A 26370-nucleotide genomic window follows, 5' to 3' on the forward strand; every position below is an offset into this window, starting at 1 on the left:
GTGCAATCTTTCCTTCCATCTATCTGCTTCATTTACTTTGTATCACCTTCGGCAGAAAGGACTTTGTTTTGTATTGCAAACTCATCCAATGATACCTAGCCTTGTATGAAGTTCGTGTTCCTCAGACCGGAAGTTTGCCGCTCGCTTCCTTCAGATTCCGCGTCACCACGGACACCCTTGCGTTAAGCTAACTGCTACTTCTGCCTTCACAGTTCGGGACTTTCACCCTAGAGACTACACCCATGCCGGGCGCACAATGCAAAAAAAACGTACCTTTGCAGGTACGTTTTTTAAAGTTAAGAAAGTAAGTCTATTACCATGTACATTCTCTGTCCAATTCCAGCGCTTTTCGGCTAGCGGGTTTCTATGCTTCTTCAAAATTTATTTGAACATTTTTTTGTGGAGCAAAGGTTGATATGGCATGTTTAAAAACAAGTTGTTGTTTTCCTTCAGATTCGAATAATACGGTAAAATTATCAAAGCCTTTTACCTGACCTCTTAATTGAAATCCATTAAGCAAAAAAACTGTAACAGACGTACCATCTTTTCTTAATTGATTTAAGAATTGATCTTGAATATTCACTGCTTGTTTCATACTAAGTCCTCCTCTTCTATATCTAATACTATTTATTCGATTTTAACATGTAGCTTTCCTGCAATAAAGTTTGAAATTTCCACTATTTTTTTTGCCCGCTCGGAATTATCCGTCATATCAAACCATGTTACATCCAGTTTGTTTCGAAACCATGTTAACTGCCTTTTAGCGTAATTACGAGAGTTTTGCTTTAATCTCTCTATCGCTTCTTCTAATGTAATGATTCCGTCGAAATAAGCGTAAAGTTCTTTATATCCTATTGCTTGTATGGATTGTACCTCACGAAGATTACTATCGTATAATCTTTTGACTTCTTCCAATAAACCATTTTCCATCATAATATCTACACGCTTATTAATCCGGTTATATAATTGTTCCCTGTCCATCGTTAAACCAACTAATGCAACATTGTATAGAAGGTTTGGCACCTGTTGCTTTTGATAATCAGATGCTGTTTTCCCAGTACAATAAAAAATCTCCAATGCTCGAATAACCCTTCGAATATTATTTGGATGAATTTTTACAGCACTTTTCGGATCAATAGATTTTAATTCTTCATATAAAACCATATTTCCATCTGTTTTGACCCTTTGTTCTAGCTTCGTTCTAATTTCATCATTTCCGACATCATCAGAAAACCGGTAATCATATAGAACTGATTGAATATATAAACCTGTACCACCGACAATCATCGGAACGCGATTTCTATTATGTATTTCCGTTATTTTTTCACGGACAAGCTTTTGAAATTCTGCAACCGAAAAAGGCTCATCTGGATTTTTAATATCAATAAGATGATGTGGTATTCCTGCCATTTCATCTTTTGATATCTTTGCCGTTCCAATATCCATACTTTTATAAATTTGCATGGAATCACCGCTAATGATTTCACCATTAAAACGTTGGGCTAAATAAATGCTTAAGTCCGTTTTTCCAACGGCAGTGGGGCCGATAAGTACGATAAGCTTCTGAAGATCATTCAATTAATTTCACAGCCTTTTATAAAAAATATTTCCATGACTTCTTTGAAGTTTATTTTGCATTACCTAAAATCGAATGATGTAATTAAGCAATGCTTCTTTATCGTACCATATTATCATAATATTATTGGAACAGTTATTTATTATAACCGAAAAATTTTTAGTTTAAACTTATTTTGCCCTATACATAAAAAAATAACCGACTCTTTTTAAGTCGGTCACATGATTTTATTTGCCAAAAGGCAATAATTTTAACTCTTTCCCATCATTAGCATGAATATTTAATATTGTTTTATGATAATTTCCATTCACCCAGTCATTTATTTGATCATGATACCAATTACTTCTAACGTTGCCCGACTGTCCCGGTCCTACAATATGATAGGAGGTATTCATGTCACTTGTATCAATAACAAATCTCCATGATGCCCCATGGTCTACAATCCCATCATCTCTATTACTAGCCGCTTGAACGGTTACCTTACTTCCACCAACCGGGACTGGTTTCTCACGGTTAAAGATCCATGCCAATACACTAGAAGAGGAGGAAATTGGATGGGCAAAGTATAATTTATGGTAGTCACCCCATTTCCAAGCTGAAGGTTTGTCTCCATAATGGTCTTTTAAACCTGATAACACATTTTTCAGAGATTTTTGTAAAACTACCTGTATTCCGCCCCTTTCTTTCACCCATGCACCTTCATTCCCGCTTAGTGCGTTTCGTATTAGCTGGTCGATAGCTTGTGATTCCCCTTCAAATAAATCTAAGACATCCTTTGGAATTTCTTTTTCAAACAACACGTTTGGCATTTCTTTCATCCATAGATTATAAATTAAAGGTGCTGCAAATTCTTTGTCATCTTTATAGTTCCATTTTTTCAACTCATTCATTGCTTTTCGCTCAATATCTGTTAAAGGTGCTTTATTTAATACTTCTAGAAATTGTGGAACAAATTCTGTTGCCGATACATTTATTTGATCCATTTGCAATGATTCCATATCTCTAATAGAGAGCTTTTGCTTTGAATTAAGCACTTCTTGAATTCTTGTTTGTCGGTACGGTTGTGCCCAAACATTACTAATATGGTAGGGATACTGCTCATCAATTACTTTGTTATTGGCACTGGAAATAAACCCTTGTATAGGATTTACGACTTTTGGCAGCTGGTCAAATGGAATGTATCCTTTCCATCCATATTCATCGGACCAACCAGGTACAGGATAAAGGCCATCACCTTTTTTCCTAATTGGAATTTTCCCATTTGCTTTATATGCAATAGTTCCGTCATCTGATGCAAAGACAAAATTTTGAGTAGGTGTGTGAAAGTCTAAGAGTGCCCTTTCAAATTCATTCCAATTTTTTGCTCTATTCATATTTAAAACTGCTTCCAGCTCCTTCGATGGTTCCAAAGCTGTCCACTGCAAAGAAAAAACGGCGTTATCCTTATTGTGGTAAGCAAACTCCGAAATAACCGGCCCGTGTTTTGTAATTGTTACTTTATAGGGAATCGTTTTTTCTCCTTTTACCTTTATAGGCTCATTAATGACAGTTGCGTCATACCACTGATCATTGTATAGGAACTGCTTAGCATTTATTGGATTTCTTTTTTCTATATATAAATCTTGAACATCCGGCCCTGTGTTAGTTACCCCCCACGCAATATGTTCATTAGAGCCAAGAATGATTCCAGGAATACCTGCAAATATAACACCGCTTACATTCATATCCTCTGCCTGCAAATGCATTTGATACCATATGGATGGTGTCGCCAAAGATAAATGAGGATCATCTGCAAGTAATGGTTTTCCTGAAACACTCTTATCGCCGCTTACAACCCAGTCATTGCTTCCATTGAATACTGGTGGTTTTATTGCACTCGCAAAGCTCTTTTCAATATTTATTTGACTATCTTTTAATTGAGAAATGATCAGCGGTGCATCTGTTGGATAACTCGGCAGCAATTCTTTCGCTTTTTCCTCTGATAAATTTTTCAGTGCCCAATAATTAAAAGCCTGTTCATTCCAATGACCTCCTAAATCAAAAGCCATATATTTTCCAATGGTTAAGGAATCAATTGGAGTCCATTTTTCAGGCTGATAGTTTAATAAGGTGAATTCAATTGGTAAGCGCTTAGAAGAAATTGCCTCCTTGATATAGGCATTAACACCATCTGCAAACCATTTTAAAACATTCTTCCCTTCACTGGAGTATTGCTGATAAGATTCCTCTGCCGCCCTTCTTAATCCAATTGTTCTGAAAAATTTATCTCGATCTATCGTAGCCTTTCCAACTACTTCACTTAATCTGCCTGATGCTTGCCTCCTGCTCAAGTCCATTTGAAAAAGTCTGTCTTGAGCCTCCACGTACCCCTGAGCGTAATACAAGTCATGTAAATTTTCAGCCTTAATATGCGGTACACCCTTTTCATCCCGAATAACACTAACCGGATTTTTTAATTCTTTTAAATAAACATCTCCCGTCGTTTTTGGCAGTGATCGTAAAGTGTAAAAATTCAAAAAGACAGTTATTAATAAAACTAAAATCACTAAAATGATGATTGTCCATAATAAAGGCTTTTTCCATTTTTTTATAGGTTTTCTCTCTACCACAACCTCCATATTTCTCCCCCCTTGTATTTAAGAATATTTGCTATTCAGGAAAAAAGTCCTTTATAGTGGGATAAAAAATTATTGTGTATTTTATAAAAATATGGAGCAAAAGGTTCTGTTATTATCAAAATCTATTGAAATTTCATAAATAATTTACTATAATTTTACTTGCTGTGCAGGTTACATCTAATTGACTGAACGACAAAGTACACTCCTTCACGCTTTTCTTGGAGTGTATTTTTTTCATATGCCTATCTTTATGGAAGCAAAAATCAGAAAGGAGTGTAAGTTTCATCATGGAACATTGTATTCCTCTTTCGGATGCTCGGCTGATCAGCGCATACGAAAAAGCTATTCAGTTAAATCTGCCGAATGAATTTATCATGATTCTGAAAGCAGAAGTTGAAAAGCGTCAATTAATAAGTATAAAACCCAACAATAAGTAACTCGTCATGAAACAAAAGCATTATTTGCTTTTGTTTTTTCTTTTTTGCAATAAGTAATTAGTCCATTAATCCATACCTATTTAAAAATATTAAATATTTTTAGGTGTCTAAAATAAAGATTGTATGAAACATTATCATAATTTTTCATACAATTTAGTAACGAAATATTCATTATTTCGTAAACCATCAAGGAGGTGCAAACATGAAAACAAGAAGTACATTAAATGCTTTGATTGGTGTTTGGTTTATTATTGCGCCTTGGGTTCTAGGATTTTCAGATCAATCTGGTGCACTTTGGTCCAGTGTTGTGATTGGTCTCATCCAACTAATATTGTCCTTCTGGGCATCGAGTGAAACAGGGTGGAATTCTTGGAAAAACTGGATCACCGTATTAACCGGGGCATGGTTTGTTATTTTACCTTTTGTTTATTCCCTTTCCAGTGGAGAAACTTGGACCAGTGTTATTCTCGGCCTAGTCACTATTCTTTTTAGCTTGTGGAACGTGGGTTCAAAACAGAGCAATTAGTAATATGTCTATATGCTTTTGCACATATATCCCCCTAAAGACAACGATTCTTTAGGGGGATTTGTTTTTTACGCCATTTCCCTTTGTATACATACTTTTGTTAAAATAGGAAATCCTATTTTGAACTTAAATACAGGAGTGATTGACTAGTTGAAAAAGTATTTTTTATATATCGCATGCGCAACCATCACATTATTATCTTTCTTGACTTTACCGTTGGTAAAAGCCAGTATCTATGAAAGTCCGGTTAACTCGGAAGAGGAACACTTACAATTAAATCATGAGGATTTTCAAAGACTTGAAAAACAAGGATATACGGTTCATGAAATTATCAAAGCTGCTCATATTTCGATGTATGCAAATAAAAGTATCGAAAGTATATTACGATATTACAAAAAACATCAATCTTGGCATGAAACTGCAAAGCATTTTGGTGTTGACTTGGAAAAATTAAAAACAGATCAAATGAGGAGAACAAAACAACTACTTTATAAGGAAAATAAAGAAAAAATTATTTATATTTTAGCGAACTATACCAATCGGAAACCGGAGGAGATAAGTCGTTATTTAAAGCAAGATGCAGATCTGCATTTTTTGATTGTTGCGGCGGCTATTTCAAAGACAACTGAAACAGATTTATCAAGGATCATTCAATTAAAAAAAGAGGAAAAAAGTTTGGATGAGATTATGAATACGGTGCACGCAAATCGAAAAATGGTATTTAAAGAGGTAAAATTACTTCATGAAAAAATTAAACATCTTAAGTAGAGCAAAGATTTGAATGGAATTTGAGCTTTGGTACCATTCATTTTTATTACGAAATGTCTTTATTATATTTTAAACGTTCCGGACCAATGGAGAGGATATTTTTAATCACGAATGTTCTTTGTTTTTTCCTTAAATAGCAATATGCCTTAAAAGAATCAATCTCGACAGATAATACCTTAATGGTTCGGTATGTTATTTCATTGTTATTAGATATATAGATCATTTCAAGCTTCATTCCTGAATCAAGTGCCCTTAAAAGAATGCCTTTCATTTCTATCACTCCACAACATAATGTATATTCTTATTATATACAAACATATGTTCTTTTAATACTCATATCATATGACTTTTTTATGTATGAGGAGTAAATATTTTCATGTATAAAAAAATAGTTAAAACCGGAGATACTTAACCGATTTTAACTATTTAGAAGGCTACATTACCCTCTTAAACATCTTTTCCATTTCATAAACGGAATAATGAATAATAATTGGACGACCATGTGGACACGTAAATGGATCAGATGCGGTACGCAAGGAATCTAGCAATGCTTGTATTTCATCATTTCGCAAATGACGATTCGCTTTAATGGAATCCTTACAGCTCATCATTATTGCTGCTTCCTCGCGTAGTTTTTTCACATCCACCTTTTTCATCGATAATAATTGTTCCACCATCTCCTCAATGGTTTCCTTTTCTTCCCCTTTTGGAAACCAAACAGGGTGGGAACGAACAATAAAGCTATTATGACCAAAAGGTTCCATAAAGACACCTACATAGGCTAATTCTTCAAGATTTTCTTGAATTTTAATATATTCGTCCGTTGAATATTCAAATGTTAAAGGAACAAGGAGGTCTTGCAGCTGTTTTTCCACTCTCCCAACTTTTTCCCGAAAATATTCGTATTTTATCCTTTCCTGAGCAGCATGTTGATCAATAATATACAGTCCTTGATCATTTTGTGCAAAAATATAGGTTCCATGCATTTGTCCTATTGGATAAAGAGGCGGAATTCGGCTAGTAGTTTGTGCCTCCTTATTCTCTGCTATTAGAGCGGTATCATTCGATTCCATCTCGTATGCTGGCTCCTGCACCACTTCCGGAAAAACAAGATCCTCGTCCTCATCATATGGAACAGATACTGGTTTATTTTCGTCTAAATGAAATACTCTTTTCACATCTTCAAAAGGAAGAGATGTTTCTTCTTTAGAATATCCTGACTTTCGAAAATCAAATTGATTTTCCTTTTTTTGAACAGAATGATCCATTTCCGGTAAAGGTAAATGATCAAGTTGTAAAGATGTTTGAATGGGTGGAGCTTCTTTTTCCATTTGCTGAATATTGCCTGATGGAATAAGTACTTTATCTTTAAATGACGCTTTTATAGTGCTCGATACAAGGTCATTTAGCTCCTGTTCTTTACTAAGTCTTACTTCCAGTTTGGACGGATGGACATTAACATCAACTAAAATCGGGTCCATTTCAATGTTTAATAAGATGATTGGAAAACGACCAATTGGCAATAAGGTATGATAACCTTCTTGAATGGCTTTAACCAATGAATAATTTTTAATAAAACGACCATTTATCATAGTAGAAATATAGTTACGTGATGCTCTCGTTATCTCCGGTAAAGAAATGTAACCGCTGATTTTGAAATCGAGGGAGCTAGTTGAAATGGGAATCATTTGTTTTGCGATATTCATCCCATAAATCGCCGCCAGTACTTGGCGAACATCACCATTTCCGTTTGTTTGCAAAAGTAATCGTTCATTATGTCTTAATCGAATGGAAACTTCCGGGTGCGCAAGAGCGAGACGATTGACGACGTCCGTTATATTTCCGAGCTCGGTATGAATGGTTTTTAAATATTTAAAACGAGCAGGAGTATTAAAAAATAGGTCAGTAACGACTATATCTGTCCCTTTTCTCCCCGGGCTTTTCTCTTTGCTCAGCAGCTTACCACCTTCGACGACAACTTTAGTTCCTGACTCAATGCCTGTTGAAGATGACATTTCAAGGTGAGATACCGAAGCAATACTTGGCAGGGCTTCTCCCCTAAACCCTAGTGTCCGGATTCGAAATAAATCATTCTCATCTTTTATTTTACTCGTTGCATGGCGATGGAAAGCAAGGAGGACATCATCCTCCTCCATACCGGACCCGTTATCAATAATTCTGATTTTTCCAAGTCCTGCTTCCTCAATCTCAATCTCCACGATGCTGCTATCTGCGTCAATGGCATTTTCGACAAGCTCCTTTACAACGGAGGCAGGTCGTTCCACTACCTCACCTGCTGCAATTTTATTCGATAGGATATCGTCCAGTTGAATAATTTTCCCCAAGGAGCACACCACCTAACTTTTTATTTTTTTCTGTAATTCATAGAGCACATTCATTGCTTGCAATGGATTCATTTCTAATAAATTGATACTCTTTAGTTCTTCTAAAATTTTCTTGTCTTTTGAAGATGTTTCTTGTTTTACCTTCGTATTCGGCTCTTCGAAGAAGGAAAGCTGTGCCTGAACCGTTTCCTCCTTCATCTTTGGAGTTTCTTTAACCTGATCAGAATTCTCTTCCAGTTCAGCAAGAATTTCATTTGCTCGAACAATTAATTCATGTGGGAGCTCTGCAAGTTCAGCAACATGAATTCCATAGCTTTTATCTGCTGGGCCTTCTTTAATCTTGTGTAAAAAGACCACTTTCCCATTCTGCTCCATCGCACTTACGTGAATGTTTTTTAATTGTTCCAGATTTTCTTCTAATACCGTTAATTCGTGGTAATGAGTGGAGAATAATGTTTTTGCCCCGATACGATCATGTATATATTCTATAATGGCTTGGGCAAGTGCCATCCCATCATATGTGGAAGTACCTCGGCCAATTTCATCAAATAATATAAGACTATTTTGAGTTGCATTCATAATTGCATTTCTTGCTTCCAGCATTTCCACCATAAACGTACTTTGACCTGAAATTAAATCATCTGCAGCACCAATTCTCGTAAATACTTGATCAAAAACTGGCAAAATTGCTTGACTTGCAGGAACAAAGCAACCAATTTGCGCAAGTATGGAGGTTAATGCAATCTGTCTCATAAAAGTACTTTTACCGGACATATTGGGCCCTGTAATTAAGAGCATTTCACGTTCCTTATCCATATAACAGTCATTAGGAACATATTCCTGTGCATCCATAACTTTTTCCACAACCGGATGACGCCCATCTTTAATTACTATTTTCCGTTCTTTATTAAAAATTGGCTTTACATAATGTCTTTTTTCACTGACGCTTGCAAAGCATTGAAGAACATCTATTTCACTAATGATTTGAGCTAGTCTCTGTAAACGCGGAATAAATTCTTTTACCGACTCGCGAATTTGTAGAAATAATTCATACTCCAATTCTGTACTTTTTTCTTCCGCTTGTAAAATTAGTGCTTCCTTTTCTTTAAGTTCCGGTGTTATAAATCTCTCTGCGTTTGTTAAGGTTTGTTTTCTTTCATAACGCCCTTCTTCTAATAAATGCAAATTAGATTTCGTTACTTCAATATAATAACCAAATACCCGGTTGTAGCCGATTTTTAACGATTTAATTCCCGTGCGATTTCGCTCTTCCTGCTCTAGACGAGCAAGCCATGTTTTCCCATTGCGGCTTGCATCACGGTATTGATCTAATTCAGCATTAAATCCATTTTGAATAATTCCGCCTTCTTTTACAGAGATTGGAGGATTTTCAAGAATACTTCTTTCCAGAAGGTCTGTTAGTTCTTCACAAGGATCCAAACTATTTGATAGTTTCAATGCTTCTTCATGATGAAATTGTTCCATAATAGCATGTATAGCAGGAACTTGCTGTAAGGAATGTTTTAATTGAATTAAATCCCGTGCATTCACGTTTCCAAATGCCACTCTTCCCGCAAGCCTTTCTAAATCATATACTTCCTTCAAACGTTCTCTTAATTCTTGACGTTCAAAAAAATGTTCCATAAATATTTCTACTAATAAATGTCTTTTTTCGATTGCACGGCTGTCAATAAGCGGTCTGTCAATCCAATTTTTCAAACGTCTTCCACCCATAGAAGTCATTGTTTCATCAAGGAGCCACAATAATGATCCTTTTTTCCCTTTTGAACGAATGGTCTCTGTCAACTCTAGATTTCGTTTGGAATAGTAATCAATTTTCATAAATTGATGAAGATCAACTGTCGTAATAGGCTGTAAATGATCTAAGCTTCGCTTTTGTGTCCTGTGTAAATAATTTAAAAGGCGTATAACCGTTTGTTTCAATTCTCCCGATTCAATATCGGCTATTATTCTCGCAAACTCCGTTTTTATTTCCGTATCATTTTCAAAAGATATGGTTATATGGTTTCGTTCCTTTAATTGTTTAATAAATAAATCATCAAAGATTTCCGAAACTACCACTTCTTTTACGCCTAAAATAGATAATTCATTCACTACTTGTTCAAAATCGCTATCAATAAATGTTACATGGCCTTCACCCGTAGATAAATCAGTATAAGCTAAACCAAAGGAACGATCATCAAAAGAAGTAATAGAAGCAATAAAATTATTTTCTTTTTCAGCAATTCCTTTCCCCTCCATCATGGTACCGGGTGTGATTAGCTGAACAACTTCCCTTTTCACCACTCCTTTTGCTGTTTTTGGATCTTCCACTTGTTCACATATAGCTACTTTGTAACCTTTCTCCACAAGCTGTTCAATATAATTAGCGGCAGAATGGTACGGGACACCACACATTGGAATTCTCTCCGTACTGCCGCCGTCACGACTGGTTAGTGTAATTTCTAATTCCTGTGATGCCTTTATAGCATCCTCGAAAAACATTTCATAAAAATCACCTAAGCGAAAAAATAAAAAGGCATCTTGATAATCTGCCTTCACCTGCAAATATTGTAGAATCATTGGGGTGTATTGACTCATTTCTACCAAATTCCTTTCCGTTCAACATATTTAGCTAAAAATTATTATAACATAAACGGAAATCAATCTTCATGTAATCTAACAATTATGAAAAAATCGGTTGGTTCTCCCAACCGATTTCGTACTATTACCCATTTATGAATTCAAGAAATTCCATTCTATTACCAAATGGATCTGTGACATGTATCCGTTCTCTTCCTTCAATTGGAGGTTCCTCTTTCCACTCAATTTGATGCAGTTTCAATGTATTTTTCAAATCCATGATATTAGTGACAACTAATCCTGGATGGGCTTTTTTCGCTGGTTTAAAATCTTCCTCGACCCCGATGTGAATTTCCTGGTTTCCACATTGGAACCAGCAGCCACCTCTTGCTCTTAAATTTTCAGGCTTAGGAATTTCTGTTAAACCTAGTATATTCGCAAAAAAATGTCTAGCTTGATCCTCACAACCTTTCGGTGCAGCTAATTGTATATGGACAATACCCTGAAAACGAAAAGACACAGGAAACATCCCCTTATATGATTATTTTCATCTCCATTGTACAGATTTATTAGAAAAATTCCTTATATAAATTTATTATGGATACCTATAAGAAAAGTGAATAAGAAAAGTGTGGTGCGCTTTGTTCATCGGTGTTAGGATTTCGCAGTAAGAAGACGGAGAAATACGCTAGACGATGTCTTTGGGTAGGCAAAGTCTATACTTGTTCAATACTTTTGTCATCCAAAACTTATATTTTCTAATCTCTTAAAAAAAGAGAGGCTGGGACAAAACCCGCCTCTGAGATGAAAAAGCCGGTGAAATTTTACGACAAGTAAAATTTCACCGGCTTTGATTATTTTTTGAATAAAAATAAGGACCGCTTCTGATAAAATTAAGTCACCACAACAAAATTATACAGAAAGAAGGATCCTTATGTTTAAAAATTATACCATGAATCAATTAGTTTTGCCTTTAGATTTAGAAGTAAAATTACAAAAAAATGATATTGCCTTCCATGTCCATCATTTAGTTGAAAGCATCCCTCTTGAAGCGTTCGAACCATTTCTGCGAAATAATGGCTGCCCTGCCTACCATCCACGCATGATGCTTAAAATTATCTTATGTGCTTACACGCAATCTATCTTTTCAGGACGCAAAATGGAAGCCCTATTAAAAGACAGTATCCGTATGATGTGGTTAGCTCAAGGTTATCAACCAAGCTACCGCACCATCAACCGATTCCGTGTTCAATCAGAAGTGAAAGATTTAATTCGCCAATGTTTCGTCCAATTTCGTTGCCAATTGATCGAAGAAAAACTTATCGATCAAGAAGCGGTTTTTATCGATGGTACAAAGATTGAAGCGAATGCGAATAAATTTACGTTTGTCTGGAAGAAATCGATTGAGAAATATCATCAAAGTTTAATTGAAAAGTCAAACCAGCTATACAATGAACTGCTTGAAAATGAAATTATACCTGAAATGGAACGTGAAAGCGATGAACAGTTATCATTGGAAGAACTCGCTCAATTGGTTCAAAAAGTGGACGATGTCGTAACCGAGTATGATAAACAAATAGAAGCATCATCAGACGTTCCAGAACGAAAAGCTTTAAGAAATGAACGGAAATACCCAAAACAAGTGCGAAAACAGTTGATTGATTTTGTCCTGCGAAAACAGAAATACCAACAAGACATTGAAATCTTTGGCACGCGTAATAGCTATTCTAAAACAGATCCAGATGCGACATTTATGCGAATGAAAGATGATTATATGCAAAACGGACAATTGAAAGCTGGTTACAATGTACAAATCGCAACGGAGGGCCAATACGCGCTTGCCTATAGTTTATTTTCAAACCCAACAGATACGCGTACGTTAATTCCATTTTTAGATGAGATCGAGCAGCATTATTTCGAGTTACCGAAACACATTGCCGCAGATGCAGGTTATGGTAGTGAACAAAACTTTAATGATATCCTTTTGAAAAGAAAACGAGAAGCACTTATTACATATAATATGTATTTGAAGGAACAAAAGAAAAAGTACAAACAAAACACTTTTAATCCCGACAACTGGAAGTATGATAAAGAAACAGATACCTATACATGCCCTAATCAGAAACGTCTTGAATATCAATATCATTCAGTCCGAAATGACCGTACAGGCTTCCAACGGAAGTTCAAAATCTACGAGTGCGAAGACTGTTCGGGATGCCCATTCCGTTCATCCTGTACAAAAGCAAAAGAAGGCAACAATCGAAAACTAATGGTGAATGAAAAATGGGAACAGCAAAAAGAATATGTAAGAGCGAAGCTTTCAGAAGAGAAAACGAGTGCCATCTATCGAAAACGCAAAATCGATGTGGAACCAGTTTTTGGATTCTTGAAGGCTAATTTGCGTTTCGCTCGATTTTCTGTACGAGGAAAATCGAAGGTAGAAAACGAAATGGGCCTTGCGTTAATGGCAGTGAATTTAAGAAAATTCACTGCCAAACAACTAAGGTAATAGAAAATTTAAACGCAAAAATAGAGAAAGGTGAATTTGAGTTCCCTCAAATTCACCTTTCTCACTATTTGAAGCTAGTTATGTCCCAGCCTCTTTATTCTTCCTCTGACCCTACTAAAAAGTCTGGATCTAGTTCTTCAAATTCTTCATCTAATTCTTCTTCCCACTCGTCATCAGAATCACAGCCATCTGGATGAATGGCAACACATATTTTTGTTTCTCCAATGACTTCAACAAGGAACTCTCTTTCTACATTTACGATTATTTTATTCCCATTTGGTGATATAACTGCTTCGACACAATTAGGTTGCTGAAGGACACGTGCAATAACTTCTTTATCGTCTAAACAATCTGGATCACGATAACTTAGTTTTACCACATCAACGTAATCCACTTTTTCTGTAACAACCGATGTTTTCGTATTGTTACCATGAGAATACCAGACGTTTATTTCGTATGAACCGACAATTTCGACTTTTTTGTCGACCTTTTTCGCTTCATATCTGTGGTTAATGATCCAGCAACCTAATATGCTCGATGGATGATGCGGCGGTGTGATCGTATGATTGGACTGAGTAAATTTGCGTCCTTTCGCTACGACCGCTTTCGTTATTATTTCTCTATATTCTGCCATTCGAGCGAACCCTCCTCATTTATTTTCAATTCATCCTATGCATGCCTATAGACTAGTGTGCCAATATTTTTATGTGTGCTACAGGAAATACAATACTGCGATTTTCATATCCTGAAAATATTACAGCACTATGTTCATGATAGAAACCACTAACTCTATATGGGTTAATTCATTATATGTGGAGGGTGTTACCTGTGTTCTGGGCTAACAGAAAAGCGAAAGCGCCTTGCTCATCCGCTAACCGATAGGCGCTGGAGCTAGACAAGATTAAGCTTCTTAAATTATTTAGATGCTGGAAAATTTTATACTTTCCTTAAAAAAACCATTATCTTTTAAAAGATAATGGTTTATATACGATTAGTTGCAATTGCCTGGTATGCTATTTTTAACTTTTGAACCTGTCTCTCCGCGAAGAAGATCCCCGCCGGTTGACAAGATAATTTCGTCTGTAACAGTGTTGGAAATAGTAGAAGCAACAATTTGCAGCAAATCGTTAACATCTGTTTGAGATTGCTTAAATTCTTGAACAATCGGGATTTCATCCAATTCTTCTTCGATTTTTTCAATTTTTGCTTCTACCATTTTAAGTGCCTCGGTTTTTCCGTAATGTTGAAAATTAACCGCTTGTTTTTGTAAGCTTTTAATACTTGCAATCATTTCACGAACTTTTTGATTTTCATTAATTTGCGCTTCTGCACGCTTGAAAAAATCTACTTCCTCGGTTTCGGAAATCATTTTCGCAAGTTCTGTAGCACGCGCTACAATATCATCTTTTGTATATTTTTTCATCTTTACTTCACCTCAGCAACTTCTAGTTCTTCCACCATTTCTCCATTTAAGGACCATGTTTTAGCTTCGGTAATTTTCACCTTTACAAGCTTACCAATCGCTGATTTAGGACCTTTAAAGTTTACAAGTTTATTTTTTCTTGTGTATCCGGCTAGTACATCTGGATTATTTTTGCTTTCCCCTTCTACAAGTACTTCTACTGTTTGACCTTCATATTTTAATAGCGCTTCACGAGAAAGCTCATTCACAACATCATTTAAGCGTTGCAGACGTTGTTTTTTCACTTCCATAGGTATATTGTCTTGCATTTTTGCAGCTGGTGTTCCTTCACGTGGGGAATAAATGAATGTATAGGCCATTTCAAACCCTACTTCGCGATATAAAGATAATGTTTCCTCAAATTGTTCTTCCGTTTCATTCGGGAAACCAACGATGATATCAGTCGATAGCGCTACATCTGGAATCGCATTTTTAATTTTTCCTACTAATTCAAGATAGCGCTCTCTTGTATATTTACGGCCCATTATTTTCAAAATATCACTAGAACCTGATTGAACAGGAAGATGAATATGTTCCACCAAGTTACCTTTTTTAGCTAAAACCTCAATCAAACGATCATCGAAATCACGAGGATGACTTGTCGTAAAACGAATCCGCGGGATATCTATTTTACGAATATCATCCATTAAGTCACCTAGACCATATTCAATGTCTTCGAAATCTTTACCGTAAGCATTAACATTTTGACCAAGAAGAGTAATTTCTTTATAGCCAAGGGATGCAAGATGACGAACCTCTTGAATAATATCTTCTGGTCTCCGGCTTCTTTCTTTTCCGCGAGTGTATGGCACGATACAATACGTACAGAACTTGTCACATCCATACATAATATTTACCCAAGCTTTAATGCTTCCTTTTCGTACCTTAGGAAGGTTCTCAATGACATCCCCTTCCTTAGACCATACTTCCACCACCATTGCTTTGGACATATAAGCTTCTTTTAAAATATGTGGTAAACGATGGATATTATGTGTCCCAAATATCATGTCTACATGATGATGTTTTTCTAAAATTTTGTTTACAACAGATTCTTCTTGGGACATACATCCACATACACCAATTAATAAATCGGGCTTTTCGAGTTTAAGCGGTTTTAAATGACCGATTTCTCCAAATACTTTATTCTCTGCATTTTCCCTTATTGCACAAGTATTTAATAAAATAACATTAGCATCTTCTACCGTATCCGTAGGCTCATATCCAAGCTGCATAAAGATACCTGCCATAACTTCAGTATCATGTTCATTCATTTGGCAGCCGTATGTGCGAATATAGAATTTCCGTCCATTTCCCATCCCTTGGAATTCTTCATCAATTTGAAAATCTTTATGATATTTTACTTCTTCTCGCCCACGTTTTCTTGCATCTTTCAAATTTGGAGGGATATATACAGATTGAAAGTATTTGCTGTAATCCTTTTCGGATTTTTTGTCCGCTGGATTAGCTGTACTAACTTGTTGACCTTCCAAACGTTGTTTCTCGTTCATAATAATCTCCTTTCTCCAACTAAGAACTACTTAGATTCAACCTATTTTATACTAAAAATTCACGAACTTACCAATAATAAATACTAATATACACATTATTTTAGTATAAAGCCTTTTTCATATGAATACAATAGCTGAAGGCTTTTGTTGAAAATTCATCACTTATAAGTAGTGGGATAGCTTTTTAGATAAAAAGAGATCATTTCAAAAAATAAACCTGACCGCTAGCACAGGTCAGGATTTTATTTCAACTTTATTAATCTTTATATTTGCTGCTATCTTGGCTCTACAATTAATTTTATTGCTGTCCTTTCTTCACCTTCAATTTGAATATCGGTAAATGCCGGTATACAAATTAAATCAACCCCGCTAGGTGCAACAAAGCCCCTTGCAATGGCAACAGCCTTTACTGCTTGGTTTAATGCTCCTGCTCCGATAGCCTGAATTTCTGCGCCACCTCTCTCACGAAGAACACCGGCAAGTGCACCAGCTACAGAATTAGGATTGGATTTTGCTGAAACTTTTAATATCTCCATTTCTTCTCCTCCTTGTTATTTCCCAAATACCGAATGCCCATTCAGAGTGAACCATCCTGGTATAATCATTCCATTGCTACTATATTCATCAGAAGGCGATTGTATTCCGGCTTGCCCTAAAAAAGAGGAGAAGAATGAACAAATACGCGGGGCGCTTTGCTCATCGGTGTACGGATTTCTTACTTCAACAAGACCAACGGAAACTGTGCTCGGTAGTTATTCGAGCTGATGACCATTAATTATTGGGAGAAGACGGAGAAATCCGCTAGCCGATAGATAGGCGCAGGAGCTAGACGTAGATTATTTTTCAAAAAGTTATCTACAGAGTTAATTTTTCAAAGTCTTAGACATCTGATTAATCCATCATAAATGGATGATCTTCATTTATTAAAATTGTATCTATTCTTTTGGAAATTCCAGTTTTCTGATCAATATCGATTAGACATGCACTTAATTGATTTCTGCCAGTTTTAGGCACTTCGAAGCGAACCGGTAAGCTAGAAAGAAATCTTTTCAATACAACTTCCCTGTCCATTCCTAAAATGCCGTCATATGGACCTGTCATGCCAACATCGGTAATATACGCAGTGCCCTTAGGTAAAATTCGATTATCAGCTGTTTGAACATGTGTATGTGTTCCAACGACCGCTGAAACTCTTCCATCCAAATACCATCCCATCGCTTGCTTTTCACTGGTGGCTTCTGCATGAAAATCAACAAAAATAATATTTGTTTTTGCTTTCGCAGTATTAATAAGCTCATCCGCTTTTCTGAATGGATCATCTAAAGGAGGCAGAAACGTTCTTCCCTGCAAATTGATAACAGCGATTTCTACTCCATTAATATTGATAAATATTAGACCTTTCCCCGGTGTACCGTCAGGAAAGTTTGCAGGTCTAATCATATATTTTGCCTCATCAATGAATTCAAATATCTCTCTATTATCCCAAGTATGATTACCTAAAGTAATTACATTTGCACCCTTCTCTAAAAAACCTCGGTAAATTTTTTCGGTGATACCTTTCCCGCCTGCAGCATTTTCCCCATTAATAATGGTAAATTGCGGGCGATATTTCGCTTTTAATTTTGGTAAATACTCTGATACCATATCTCTTCCAGGTGAACCAACAACGTCCCCAACAAATAATATTTTCATTAGATTCCCTTTCTATTAACTATTAGTGTTTATAACCTTATATTTAGGATTTCATATAAATAATAACTTAAACAATTATAAATATATGTATTTTATTAAAGATGAAAAGCGGTGTATTTACACCGCTTTTCAAGAAAGTGATTATTATTTTGCATACTCAACTGCTCTAGTTTCACGAATAACCGTTACTTTAATATGACCTGGGTAATCAAGCTCCCCTTCAATTCGCTTTCTAATATCCCGTGCTAAACGATGAGCTTCCAAATCATTAATTTGCTCCGGTTTTACGATAATACGAACTTCTCTTCCGGCCTGAATAGCAAAAGATTTTTCAACTCCTTCATATGATTCGGAGATTTCTTCCAGCTTTTCAAGTCGTCGAATATAGTTCTCAAGTGTTTCACTTCGAGCTCCAGGTCTTGCTGCTGATAGTGCATCAGCTGCTGCAACCAAGACAGAAATAATGGATGTTGGTTCCGTATCTCCATGATGAGAGGCAATACTGTTAATAACTACTGGGTGTTCCTTATACTTTGTAGCTAATTCAACACCAATTTCTACATGGCTGCCTTCCACCTCATGATCGACAGCTTTTCCAATATCATGTAATAAACCAGCGCGACGAGCAAGTCTTTCATCCTCACCAAGCTCTGCGGCAAGCATTCCTGCTAGATGAGCAACCTCCATCGAATGTTTTAGCACGTTTTGTCCGTAACTTGTACGGAACTTCATACGTCCTAAGATTTTAATTAAATCCGGATGGAGTCCGTGAACATCAACCTCAAAAGTTGTTTGTTCACCAATTTCGCGGATATGTTCATCCACTTCACGCCTTGCTTTGTCAACCATTTCTTCAATACGCGCTGGATGAATTCTTCCGTCCTGAACTAGTTTCTCAAGTGCAATTCTTGCAGTTTCTCTTCGAATTGGATCAAATCCTGAAAGAATAACAGCTTCAGGAGTATCATCTATAATTAGATCAATTCCAGTCAATGTCTCTAAAGTACGAATATTACGTCCTTCTCGGCCGATAATTCTACCTTTCATTTCATCATTTGGAAGATTGACTACCGATACTGTTGTCTCCGCAACATGTTCAGCAGCACACCTCTGAATTGCAAGAGAAAGAATGCTCTTTGCCTTTTTGTCCGCCTCTTCTTTAGCACGATTTTCACTTTCTTTCACCATGATGGCTACTTCATGAGAGAGTTCATCTTCCACTCTCTTTATGATAATCGCTTTGGCTTCTTCACGGGTTAGACCAGAGATACGTTCTAGTTCTGTTTTTTGAATTCGTACCATCTCATCCACTTTGCTTTCCATCTCTTCAATATGTTGTTGTCTTTGATTCAGAGAATCCTCTTTCTTTTCGAGAGTTGCTTCACGCTTGTCTAGTGATTCATCTTTTCGATCGAGGTTCTCCTCCTTTTGCAATAATCGATTTTCTTGTTTTTGCAATTCATTTCTTCGTTCACGAAGTTCTCGTTCCATATCAGTACGAAGTTTATGATTTTCATCCTTTGCTTCCAACAGGGCCTCTTTTTTCAAAGACTCCGCTTCACGCTTTGCATCTTCTAAAATCTGCTCCGCAGCATTTTTAGCTCCTGCTATTCTCGCTTCTGCAAAAGATTTTCGAACAAAATAGCCAACAACTACACCAACGATTAGGCCAAGCAAAGTGGAGATGATTGCAATTGGTGACATTTTTTCACCTCCCCTTGCTATGAACTTTTATCATGTCTCAAACATGTCGGCTGCTACATTGCTACAAAGGTTTCAATAAACAGCACTTAGGCTTCAAAAAATATCATTTTTTAAAAAAATTATACATATTAATTTTATAGTTGTGAATATTTATTGTCAAGGGTAATGGAAATTAGAAATGCGAAAGTACATTGCTCAGTCTGCGTATGGTTACTGTGAAATTTGAAGTAGCAATTTTACCTTCGTAGTTTTCAATTGAGATAGAGGAAACAAAACGAGAAGTACAAGAGTTCATGTTAACTTTTCTCAGGTACAAGAAACCGGAAGTCCGCAATTTCGATAAGAACGGTTATAGACTTTACAAAAAAAAGCAAAGCTATTTAGCTTTGCTTTTCCAGCTTATTCTAATTCAAATTCCTCTTGAGATTCATCGATAGGTGCTTCCTTCACTTCATCTAAACCAAAATGATCCCGAATCTTCTGCATAATTTCGTTTCGCACCTCAGGATTTTCCTTCATGAATAATTTCGCATTTTCCCTTCCTTGCCCAAGGCGTTCATCATTATATGAATACCATGCACCACTTTTTTGTACGATATCAAGTTCGGAACCCATATCAATAATTTCGCCTTCTTTTGAGATTCCCTCTCCATACATAATATCTACTTCTGCAGTGCGGAACGGTGGTGCTACTTTATTTTTCACAACTTTGATTTTGGTTTTATTTCCGACAATGTCATTTCCTTGTTTGAGTTGTTCAGCGCGGCGCACTTCTAAACGAACGGAAGAATAAAACTTAAGGGCACGTCCGCCAGGAGTTGTTTCCGGATTTCCAAACATTACTCCTACTTTTTCCCTGATTTGGTTAATAAAGATTGCGATTGTTTTAGATTTATTAATTGCACCAGAGAGCTTACGAAGAGCTTGGGACATTAAGCGAGCCTGTAAGCCGACGTGAGAATCGCCCATCTCTCCTTCAATTTCCGCTTTTGGAACCAAGGCTGCAACTGAGTCGATAACAATAATATCAATTGCTCCGCTTCGAACAAGTGCCTCTGCAATTTCAAGTGCTTGCTCACCAGTATCTGGCTGGGATAAAAGTAATTCATCAATATTAACACCTAATTTTTGTGCGTAAACCGGATCTAACGCGTGTTCAGCATCGATAAAAGCTGCTTGTCCGCCACCTGCCTGAACCTCTGCAATGGCATGAAGGGCAACAGTTGTCTTACCGGAACTTTCCGGACCATAAATTTCAATAACACGTCCTCTTGGATAACCGCCTACACCTAACGCTACATCGAGCGCAAGCGATCCGCTTGGAACGGTGGAAATTTTTCTATCCGTTTGTTCACCAAGTTTCATAATAGACCCTTTACCAAACTGTTTCTCTATTTGCTTAAGAGCCATGTCTAAGGCTGCTTGACGATCGTTCACTAAAATTTCCTCCTCATTCTCCACTTATTCTATTAATTTTATAAAATTGCCTTATCCTTACTATAACTGTTTTTGAGCGGTTTGCCAAGCAAAAAATCGAACGTTTATTCGATTATTTTATGTCATCATATAGGCATAAAAATAAGCATTTGCTTTAGCGAAAATGCTTATTTTAAAGACAAAAACTTTAAAAATTAATTTTTTCTTAAATAAATTTACATTTTAATTACCACTATTTAGCCCTATTTCACGCATTAAATAGTGACATCCGTACTTAACAGTGCGAAGACGATTGCTGTTTCTATTGCTTGCCAGTGATAGTAAAAATGTTTTAACAGGATGGTGTTTAACGGATATTCCTATCCAGATTGTCCCCGCTTCCTTGCCTTCTAAGGAATCAGGACCAGCAACACCGGTAAAACTAATGCCAATATCTGAATCTAGTATCACACGAATATTTTCAGCCAATTCTGCTGCACATTCTTTACTGACAGCACCGTATTTATCTAAAGTTTCCTTTTTTACTTTAACTAACTTTTCCTTTGCCTCATTTGAATAACATACTACACCGCCTTTTAAAATTGCGCTGACACCAGAAATAGATGCCATTTCTGCTGCAAACATTCCGGCCGTTAAGCTTTCGGCAGTGGCAATTGTTAATCCGGCGTTTTTTAATGTTTTTACCGTTTCAGCCATCAGTGTGGTTTCGTCATATCCATAGCAAAATTCTCCAACACGTTCTTTGATGGATTTTTCCATCTCTTCAATCATTTTTAATGCTTCTGCACTTGATTCGTGCTTTGCAGTAATCCTAAGCGTACACTCTCCGTCAGATGCATATGGTGCCACAGTAGGATTAGATTGACCTACTATTATACTTTCGATTTCTGTTTCTAACTGTGCTTCACCAATTCCAAAGAAACGCATTACTCTTGATTCAATATGCTCCCGTTTATCCATTTTTTTAAGGATAGCTCGGCGCCCATATTTACTAAACATAGGTTCCATTTCAAATGGAGGGCCAGGTAAGAGCATATAGAAATGATTTTGATTTTGAATAAACATTCCCGGTGCCATTCCAAATTCATTTGGCAGAACCGTTGCACCCTCAAGTACGAGTGCTTGTTTTTTATTATTTTCCGTCATTTGCCTGTTCACTTTGTGAAAATATGCTTCAATGGAAGTTAAAGCATCTTGATCCGTTACAAGTTTCTTTCCTAAATGGTTCGCAATCGTTTCCTTCGTTAGATCATCCTTCGTTGGACCCAGACCACCTGTAAAGATAATTAAATCTGCACGCTTTTCAGCGATTTCGATGGTTTTCTTTAATCTTTGGGGATTATCACCGACTACCGTATGATGGAAAACATTCACACCCATTTCCGCTAAAGAGGTAGAAAGAAATTTGGCATTGGTATTTACAATTTGTCCAAGTAAAAGCTCGGACCCCACAGCGATAATTTCGGCATTCATAATCTACACTCTCCCTTTACTTGGAATTAGAAAAAATAGAGCGATTTTTATATATATAATCCCAACCGGAATAAACAGTAAAGATCATTGCAACCCACAAGGCAATGGTAGCAAAAGGGAAATGAATCGGTTCGAACGGAAAGTTATGAAGCAATAATAGTGCAATTGCAATTGTTTGTGCCCACATTTTGATTTTCCCCGGCATAGCAGCAGCAACAATTTCGCCTTCTCCCGCTAATATTGCCCTAAGTCCTGTAATGGCAAATTCTCTGCTTATAATGACGATTACAATCCATGAAGGAACCAAACCGAGCTCCGTTAAAATAATTAGTGCAGAAGATACAAGTAATTTATCCGCTAATGGGTCTAGGAACTTTCCAAGATTCGTTACAAGATTATATTTTCTGGCCAGATGTCCATCAAACCAATCGGTTATCGAAGCAATAATGAAAATAATTGCTCCTACTAAATGGGCAGTAGGCATACTAATATTTAATAGCTCTACATTGCCCCATGGGAATGGAACAACCATAATAATAATAAAGATAGGAATTAAGCAAATACGTGATACAGTAATTTTATTAGGTAAATTCAAGGTACTTCCTCCATTATATTTTTCTGTCTAGTATTCAAGCTGAAGGTTAAAAATGCCGGATTGGTTACGCTTGGATAAGCTAAAAATAGTCATCAGCAGATGACTATTTAGTTTTTAAAGGTTCAAATTGAATTGTAATTTTTTGAGTATTACTTTTCACTGCATATTCCAAATTTTCATCGTTTACTTTTATTTCAGTGGCAGGTACATTCCCAATACTGATATATGCTTGATTTTCATTTGTTAAATCAAACGTTTGTTTTTCACCTTTATTAAGTGTACCAGTAAAAATGGTTTTACCATTTATTCCATTTTTCACAAGAATCCATGCTCTATCAGTTGATGAAACAGTTAATTTGAATTTATCCGTATTGGATAATTTGTAAGTTGAATTATTGCCACTAGTACTTTCAACTTTTAACTCTTGTACAGGCTTTTGCTCATTTTGTGAATTAGTAGATTCATTATTATTCGTTTTAGAATCTGCATTCGTATTGTTTGATTGTTTGTTATCAACCGTATTATCCTTCGTTTTAGCTTGATTCGACTTTCCTGATTCTTTCACTTTTACTTGCGCGCTGTTGGTAGCGTTATGATTTTCAGCTTGACCAGATCCGGAAAACTTCTGAACCAGAATCCAAATTAAAAATACTGCGGCTACAATAAAAACCACTACCAAAATCGTTGGAAGTATATTAAATACTTTCGATGTTCCGGCTGAAACAGTCCGTCTCGTCTGAACCCTAGAAATTTGCTCATTAATTTCATCGTTATGTGTTACCGGAACCTCGTTTTTAAATTCTTCAAAAACCTGTTCTGATTCTAGTCCAACAGCTTCCGCATATTGTTTTATAAAAGCCCGGACATAAAACTTTCCGGGAATGGTATCATAGTTCCCTTCTTCTATTCCTCTTAAATATCTCTTTTGAATTTTCGTCATTTCCTGCAAGTCGTCTAAGCTTAATCCCTTAGCTTTCCTAGCTTCTTTTAACCGACTTCCTAGCTCTGTCAAAAATAACACCTGCCAATCTCATAAATCTTTTCGTAATTATGTACTTTATCCATTTAATTTAATAATCAAAACCGCCGAATCCTTCATCATTCAAAAAATTATTCCTTTGGATTACTTCATATGTAATTTCCTGTTCAGGATTATCTCGAAGTTCAATAATATAGTCAAAATCCTCCAAGGAGTACTCGGAATTTTGCACAAAAATATCCGGGTGTTCAATGACCTTCACGGCAGGGATTCTCATGATTTCTCTTACAAGCTGCCAATGTTTTTCATTAGCACGCTGAGTTGATACAATTCCATCTAAAATAAAAATATTGTTCGCGTTATATTCATCATTAATAAGCTGATTACGTATGGTTTGTTTTAATAAAGTGGAAGAAACGAAAAGCCACTTTTTACTCGCACAAACACTTGCGGCAACGACAGATTCCGTTTTTCCAACCCGGGGCATTCCTCGTATGCCTATAAGCTTGTGACCTTCCTGCTTAAATAATTCTGCCATAAAATCAACAAGTATGCCAAGCTCATCGCGAATAAAACGAAATGTTTTTTTGTCGTCCGCATCTCTTTGAATATATCGGCCATGTCTTACTGCTAATTTATCTCGTAATTTTGGTTCACGAATTTTTGTTATTTTTATTGTTTCCATAGTTTGTAGTATAGATTCAAGTCTCACGATTTGTTCTTCATTTTTCACCAATAACAGAAGACCGCGCTTCCCTTCATCAACACCATTTATACTAATAATATTTATGGATAACATTCCTAGTAAAGAAGATATATCACCTAAAAGTCCTGGTCGGTTTATTTGAATTTCATATTCTAAATACCATTCTTTGCGATCCATATAAACCTCCTAATAATAGAAACACTATAATGACTCTAGCTTATATAATAAATGATTTTGGATGAAGATGAAAGGGAAAACTCCCCTTTTTTGCGAATTCATTAATAAACAATAAAAGAGGGGTCAAATGTCCCCTCTCTTGCATTTTTCGCTATTGTTGTGTACCGTTATTTTGTACTAATTTTACCATTACGTTTGCAATGGCTTGTTGTTCTTTTTCATCAGCAACAGACCAAAGATCTGCTAATACCCTCTGTTGCTCATTCTTTGGGTCTACCTGGCCGGCTAAGTAATCACCAACTTGTCCTGCTAGCTGATTTATTGTTTCTTGATTCATCCCTTGTGTTTTTGCTTGATTTAGGCGGTCACCTAAGAAGTTTTTCCATTGATCCCAATTATCTAAAACAGACATATTATGAACCTCCTTCAAATTTGTTCGTTGTTATTTTGCTACAGAGAAAAATTCTTATACCTCAAAATGAAGGAATTTTATGGTTACCTTTATGTATACCATCCACCGTTAACTGCAAGAACATGTCCTGTTACATAACTTGCTTCTTCTGATAATAAAAATGCAATTGCCCCTGCAATTTCTTTAGGTTCAGCCAATCTTCCTAATGGAATTTCGGATTCTAACTCTCGCAATTCATAATCTGAAAAATTCGCAAGCATATTTGTATGTACTGCCCCTGGTGCCACTGCATTTACTCTTATACCACTTCTTGCTACTTCTTTACTTAATGCCTTCACAAAGGAAATTTGTGCACCTTTAACAGTAGAGTATATTACTTCACAAGATGCTCCGGTCTGTCCCCAAATGGAACTTACGAAAATGATTTGTGAAGCAGTATTTCTCATTAGCTTAGGCAAAAGCCTATTAGTTAAAAGCATTGGAGCATGTACATGGATGTTCCACATGTCTCTCATAATTGTTTCAGAAGTATCCATAAATAGTCCATAATGTGCTATTCCGCTAATAAAGCAAATAGCATCAATGTGAAAAATATTATTTAATACTTTTTCCACTCCTTGTGGAGAAGAGAGGTCTGCTTGTATAGGGATTATTTCTACTTGATATGATTCAACCGCTGCAATAATTTCTTCAATCCCCTTTTTATTTTGATGGTAATGGAGATATAAGTTCCATCCCTTTTTAGCCAAAAGTATTGCTGTCTGTTTTCCAATTCCCCCGCTTGCGCCTGTTATGAGAACATATTTTTTCATTCTTATACTCTCCCTTTCCCAACAAAAAAACTCAGGAAGTCCCGAGTTTTT

General features: G+C 36.2%; 24 protein-coding genes. 4 read left to right on the forward strand and 20 right to left on the reverse strand.

Annotated features, from left to right (window positions below; all coding sequences use genetic code 11):
- Window positions 1-364: 364 nt before the first annotated feature.
- The 3 genes from hfq to AN964_RS14310 form a co-directional block, all read right to left on the reverse strand.
- Window positions 365-595, reverse strand: a complete 231-nt coding sequence (gene hfq / locus AN964_RS14300; protein WP_055740326.1) for an RNA chaperone Hfq — start codon at window positions 593-595, stop codon at window positions 365-367.
- A 32-nt stretch (window positions 596-627) separates the two neighbouring features.
- Window positions 628-1578, reverse strand: a complete 951-nt coding sequence (gene miaA, locus AN964_RS14305) for a tRNA (adenosine(37)-N6)-dimethylallyltransferase MiaA (RefSeq protein WP_055740327.1) — start codon at window positions 1576-1578, stop codon at window positions 628-630.
- Between the two features lie 225 nt (window positions 1579-1803).
- The gene (locus tag AN964_RS14310) at window positions 1804-4194 is read right to left on the reverse strand and encodes a penicillin acylase family protein (RefSeq protein ID WP_055740328.1); all 2391 of its coding nucleotides are present in this window, start codon (window positions 4192-4194) and stop codon (window positions 1804-1806) included.
- A 287-nt stretch (window positions 4195-4481) separates the two neighbouring features.
- Between AN964_RS14310 and sda the strand changes: the two genes are divergently transcribed.
- The 3 genes from sda to AN964_RS14320 all read left to right on the forward strand — a co-directional run bounded on the left by sda (window position 4482) and on the right by AN964_RS14320 (window position 5925).
- Window positions 4482-4631, forward strand: coding sequence for a sporulation histidine kinase inhibitor Sda (gene sda, locus AN964_RS25640; RefSeq protein WP_083489362.1), 150 nt, complete (start codon window positions 4482-4484; stop codon window positions 4629-4631).
- Between the two features lie 202 nt (window positions 4632-4833).
- Window positions 4834-5157 (forward strand): SPW repeat protein, encoded by a 324-nt coding sequence (locus AN964_RS14315; RefSeq protein ID WP_055740329.1) that lies wholly within the window; start codon window positions 4834-4836, stop codon window positions 5155-5157.
- A 150-nt stretch (window positions 5158-5307) separates the two neighbouring features.
- Window positions 5308-5925: a hypothetical protein gene (locus AN964_RS14320; RefSeq protein ID WP_055740330.1), complete on the forward strand. Its 618-nt coding sequence runs from the start codon at window positions 5308-5310 to the stop codon at window positions 5923-5925.
- A gap of 46 nt (window positions 5926-5971) precedes the next feature.
- Here the strand turns inward: AN964_RS14320 and AN964_RS14325 are convergent, their stop codons facing one another.
- The 4 genes from AN964_RS14325 to AN964_RS14340 all read right to left on the reverse strand — a co-directional run bounded on the left by AN964_RS14325 (window position 5972) and on the right by AN964_RS14340 (window position 11373).
- On the reverse strand, window positions 5972-6196 hold the full coding sequence (locus AN964_RS14325; RefSeq protein ID WP_055740331.1) for a hypothetical protein: 225 nt from the start codon (window positions 6194-6196) through the stop codon (window positions 5972-5974).
- Window positions 6197-6359: 163 nt separating this feature from the next.
- Window positions 6360-8270: a DNA mismatch repair endonuclease MutL gene (mutL, locus tag AN964_RS14330; RefSeq protein WP_055740332.1), complete on the reverse strand. Its 1911-nt coding sequence runs from the start codon at window positions 8268-8270 to the stop codon at window positions 6360-6362.
- 12 nt (window positions 8271-8282) lie between these two features.
- Window positions 8283-10871 carry a DNA mismatch repair protein MutS gene (gene mutS, locus AN964_RS14335; RefSeq protein WP_055740333.1) on the reverse strand — a complete coding sequence of 863 codons (2589 nt, stop codon included), beginning with the start codon at window positions 10869-10871 and terminating at the stop codon, window positions 8283-8285.
- Between the two features lie 127 nt (window positions 10872-10998).
- Window positions 10999-11373, reverse strand: a complete 375-nt coding sequence (locus AN964_RS14340; RefSeq protein ID WP_055740334.1) for a VOC family protein — start codon at window positions 11371-11373, stop codon at window positions 10999-11001.
- A 414-nt stretch (window positions 11374-11787) separates the two neighbouring features.
- Here AN964_RS14340 and AN964_RS14345 point away from each other — a divergent pair, with 414 nt between their 5' ends.
- Window positions 11788-13362 carry an IS1182 family transposase gene (locus AN964_RS14345; protein WP_055737850.1) on the forward strand — a complete coding sequence of 525 codons (1575 nt, stop codon included), beginning with the start codon at window positions 11788-11790 and terminating at the stop codon, window positions 13360-13362.
- A 94-nt stretch (window positions 13363-13456) separates the two neighbouring features.
- Here the strand turns inward: AN964_RS14345 and AN964_RS14350 are convergent, their stop codons facing one another.
- The 13 genes from AN964_RS14350 to ymfI all read right to left on the reverse strand — a co-directional run bounded on the left by AN964_RS14350 (window position 13457) and on the right by ymfI (window position 26319).
- Window positions 13457-13996 (reverse strand): outer spore coat protein CotE, encoded by a 540-nt coding sequence (locus AN964_RS14350; RefSeq protein WP_055740335.1) that lies wholly within the window; start codon window positions 13994-13996, stop codon window positions 13457-13459.
- Window positions 13997-14353: 357 nt separating this feature from the next.
- Window positions 14354-14785 (reverse strand): regulatory iron-sulfur-containing complex subunit RicA, encoded by a 432-nt coding sequence (ricA, locus tag AN964_RS14355; protein ID WP_055740336.1) that lies wholly within the window; start codon window positions 14783-14785, stop codon window positions 14354-14356.
- A gap of 2 nt (window positions 14786-14787) precedes the next feature.
- Window positions 14788-16332, reverse strand: a complete 1545-nt coding sequence (gene miaB, locus AN964_RS14360) for a tRNA (N6-isopentenyl adenosine(37)-C2)-methylthiotransferase MiaB (RefSeq protein ID WP_055740337.1) — start codon at window positions 16330-16332, stop codon at window positions 14788-14790.
- Window positions 16333-16607: 275 nt separating this feature from the next.
- On the reverse strand, window positions 16608-16868 hold the full coding sequence (spoVS, locus tag AN964_RS14365) for a stage V sporulation protein SpoVS (RefSeq protein ID WP_055740338.1): 261 nt from the start codon (window positions 16866-16868) through the stop codon (window positions 16608-16610).
- Window positions 16869-17223: 355 nt separating this feature from the next.
- A complete protein-coding gene (gene ymdB, locus AN964_RS14370) occupies window positions 17224-18024 on the reverse strand; it encodes a 2',3'-cyclic-nucleotide 2'-phosphodiesterase (RefSeq protein WP_055740339.1) in 801 nt (266 codons plus the stop codon).
- Window positions 18025-18168: 144 nt separating this feature from the next.
- Window positions 18169-19728, reverse strand: a complete 1560-nt coding sequence (gene rny / locus AN964_RS14375) for a ribonuclease Y (protein ID WP_055740340.1) — start codon at window positions 19726-19728, stop codon at window positions 18169-18171.
- A gap of 399 nt (window positions 19729-20127) precedes the next feature.
- The gene (gene recA, locus AN964_RS14380; RefSeq protein WP_055740341.1) at window positions 20128-21165 is read right to left on the reverse strand and encodes a recombinase RecA; all 1038 of its coding nucleotides are present in this window, start codon (window positions 21163-21165) and stop codon (window positions 20128-20130) included.
- Between the two features lie 222 nt (window positions 21166-21387).
- Window positions 21388-22638, reverse strand: coding sequence for a competence/damage-inducible protein A (locus AN964_RS14385; protein WP_055740342.1), 1251 nt, complete (start codon window positions 22636-22638; stop codon window positions 21388-21390).
- Between the two features lie 16 nt (window positions 22639-22654).
- Complete coding sequence (gene pgsA, locus AN964_RS14390; RefSeq protein WP_055740343.1) at window positions 22655-23233, reverse strand: CDP-diacylglycerol--glycerol-3-phosphate 3-phosphatidyltransferase; 579 nt, start codon at window positions 23231-23233, stop codon at window positions 22655-22657.
- 103 nt (window positions 23234-23336) lie between these two features.
- Entirely contained in the window at window positions 23337-24245 is a 909-nt protein-coding gene (locus AN964_RS14395; RefSeq protein ID WP_055740344.1) for a helix-turn-helix domain-containing protein, read from the reverse strand.
- Between the two features lie 58 nt (window positions 24246-24303).
- Window positions 24304-25095, reverse strand: a complete 792-nt coding sequence (locus AN964_RS14400; RefSeq protein WP_055740345.1) for a DUF3388 domain-containing protein — start codon at window positions 25093-25095, stop codon at window positions 24304-24306.
- Window positions 25096-25246: 151 nt separating this feature from the next.
- Window positions 25247-25507 (reverse strand): DUF3243 domain-containing protein, encoded by a 261-nt coding sequence (locus AN964_RS14405; protein WP_055740346.1) that lies wholly within the window; start codon window positions 25505-25507, stop codon window positions 25247-25249.
- Between the two features lie 89 nt (window positions 25508-25596).
- Window positions 25597-26319 carry an elongation factor P 5-aminopentanone reductase gene (ymfI, locus tag AN964_RS14410; protein ID WP_055740347.1) on the reverse strand — a complete coding sequence of 241 codons (723 nt, stop codon included), beginning with the start codon at window positions 26317-26319 and terminating at the stop codon, window positions 25597-25599.
- Window positions 26320-26370 lie beyond the last annotated feature (51 nt).

The sequence above is a fragment of the Heyndrickxia shackletonii genome (genome assembly GCF_001420715.1).
Lineage (GTDB): Bacteria > Bacillota > Bacilli > Bacillales > Bacillaceae_C > Margalitia > Margalitia shackletonii.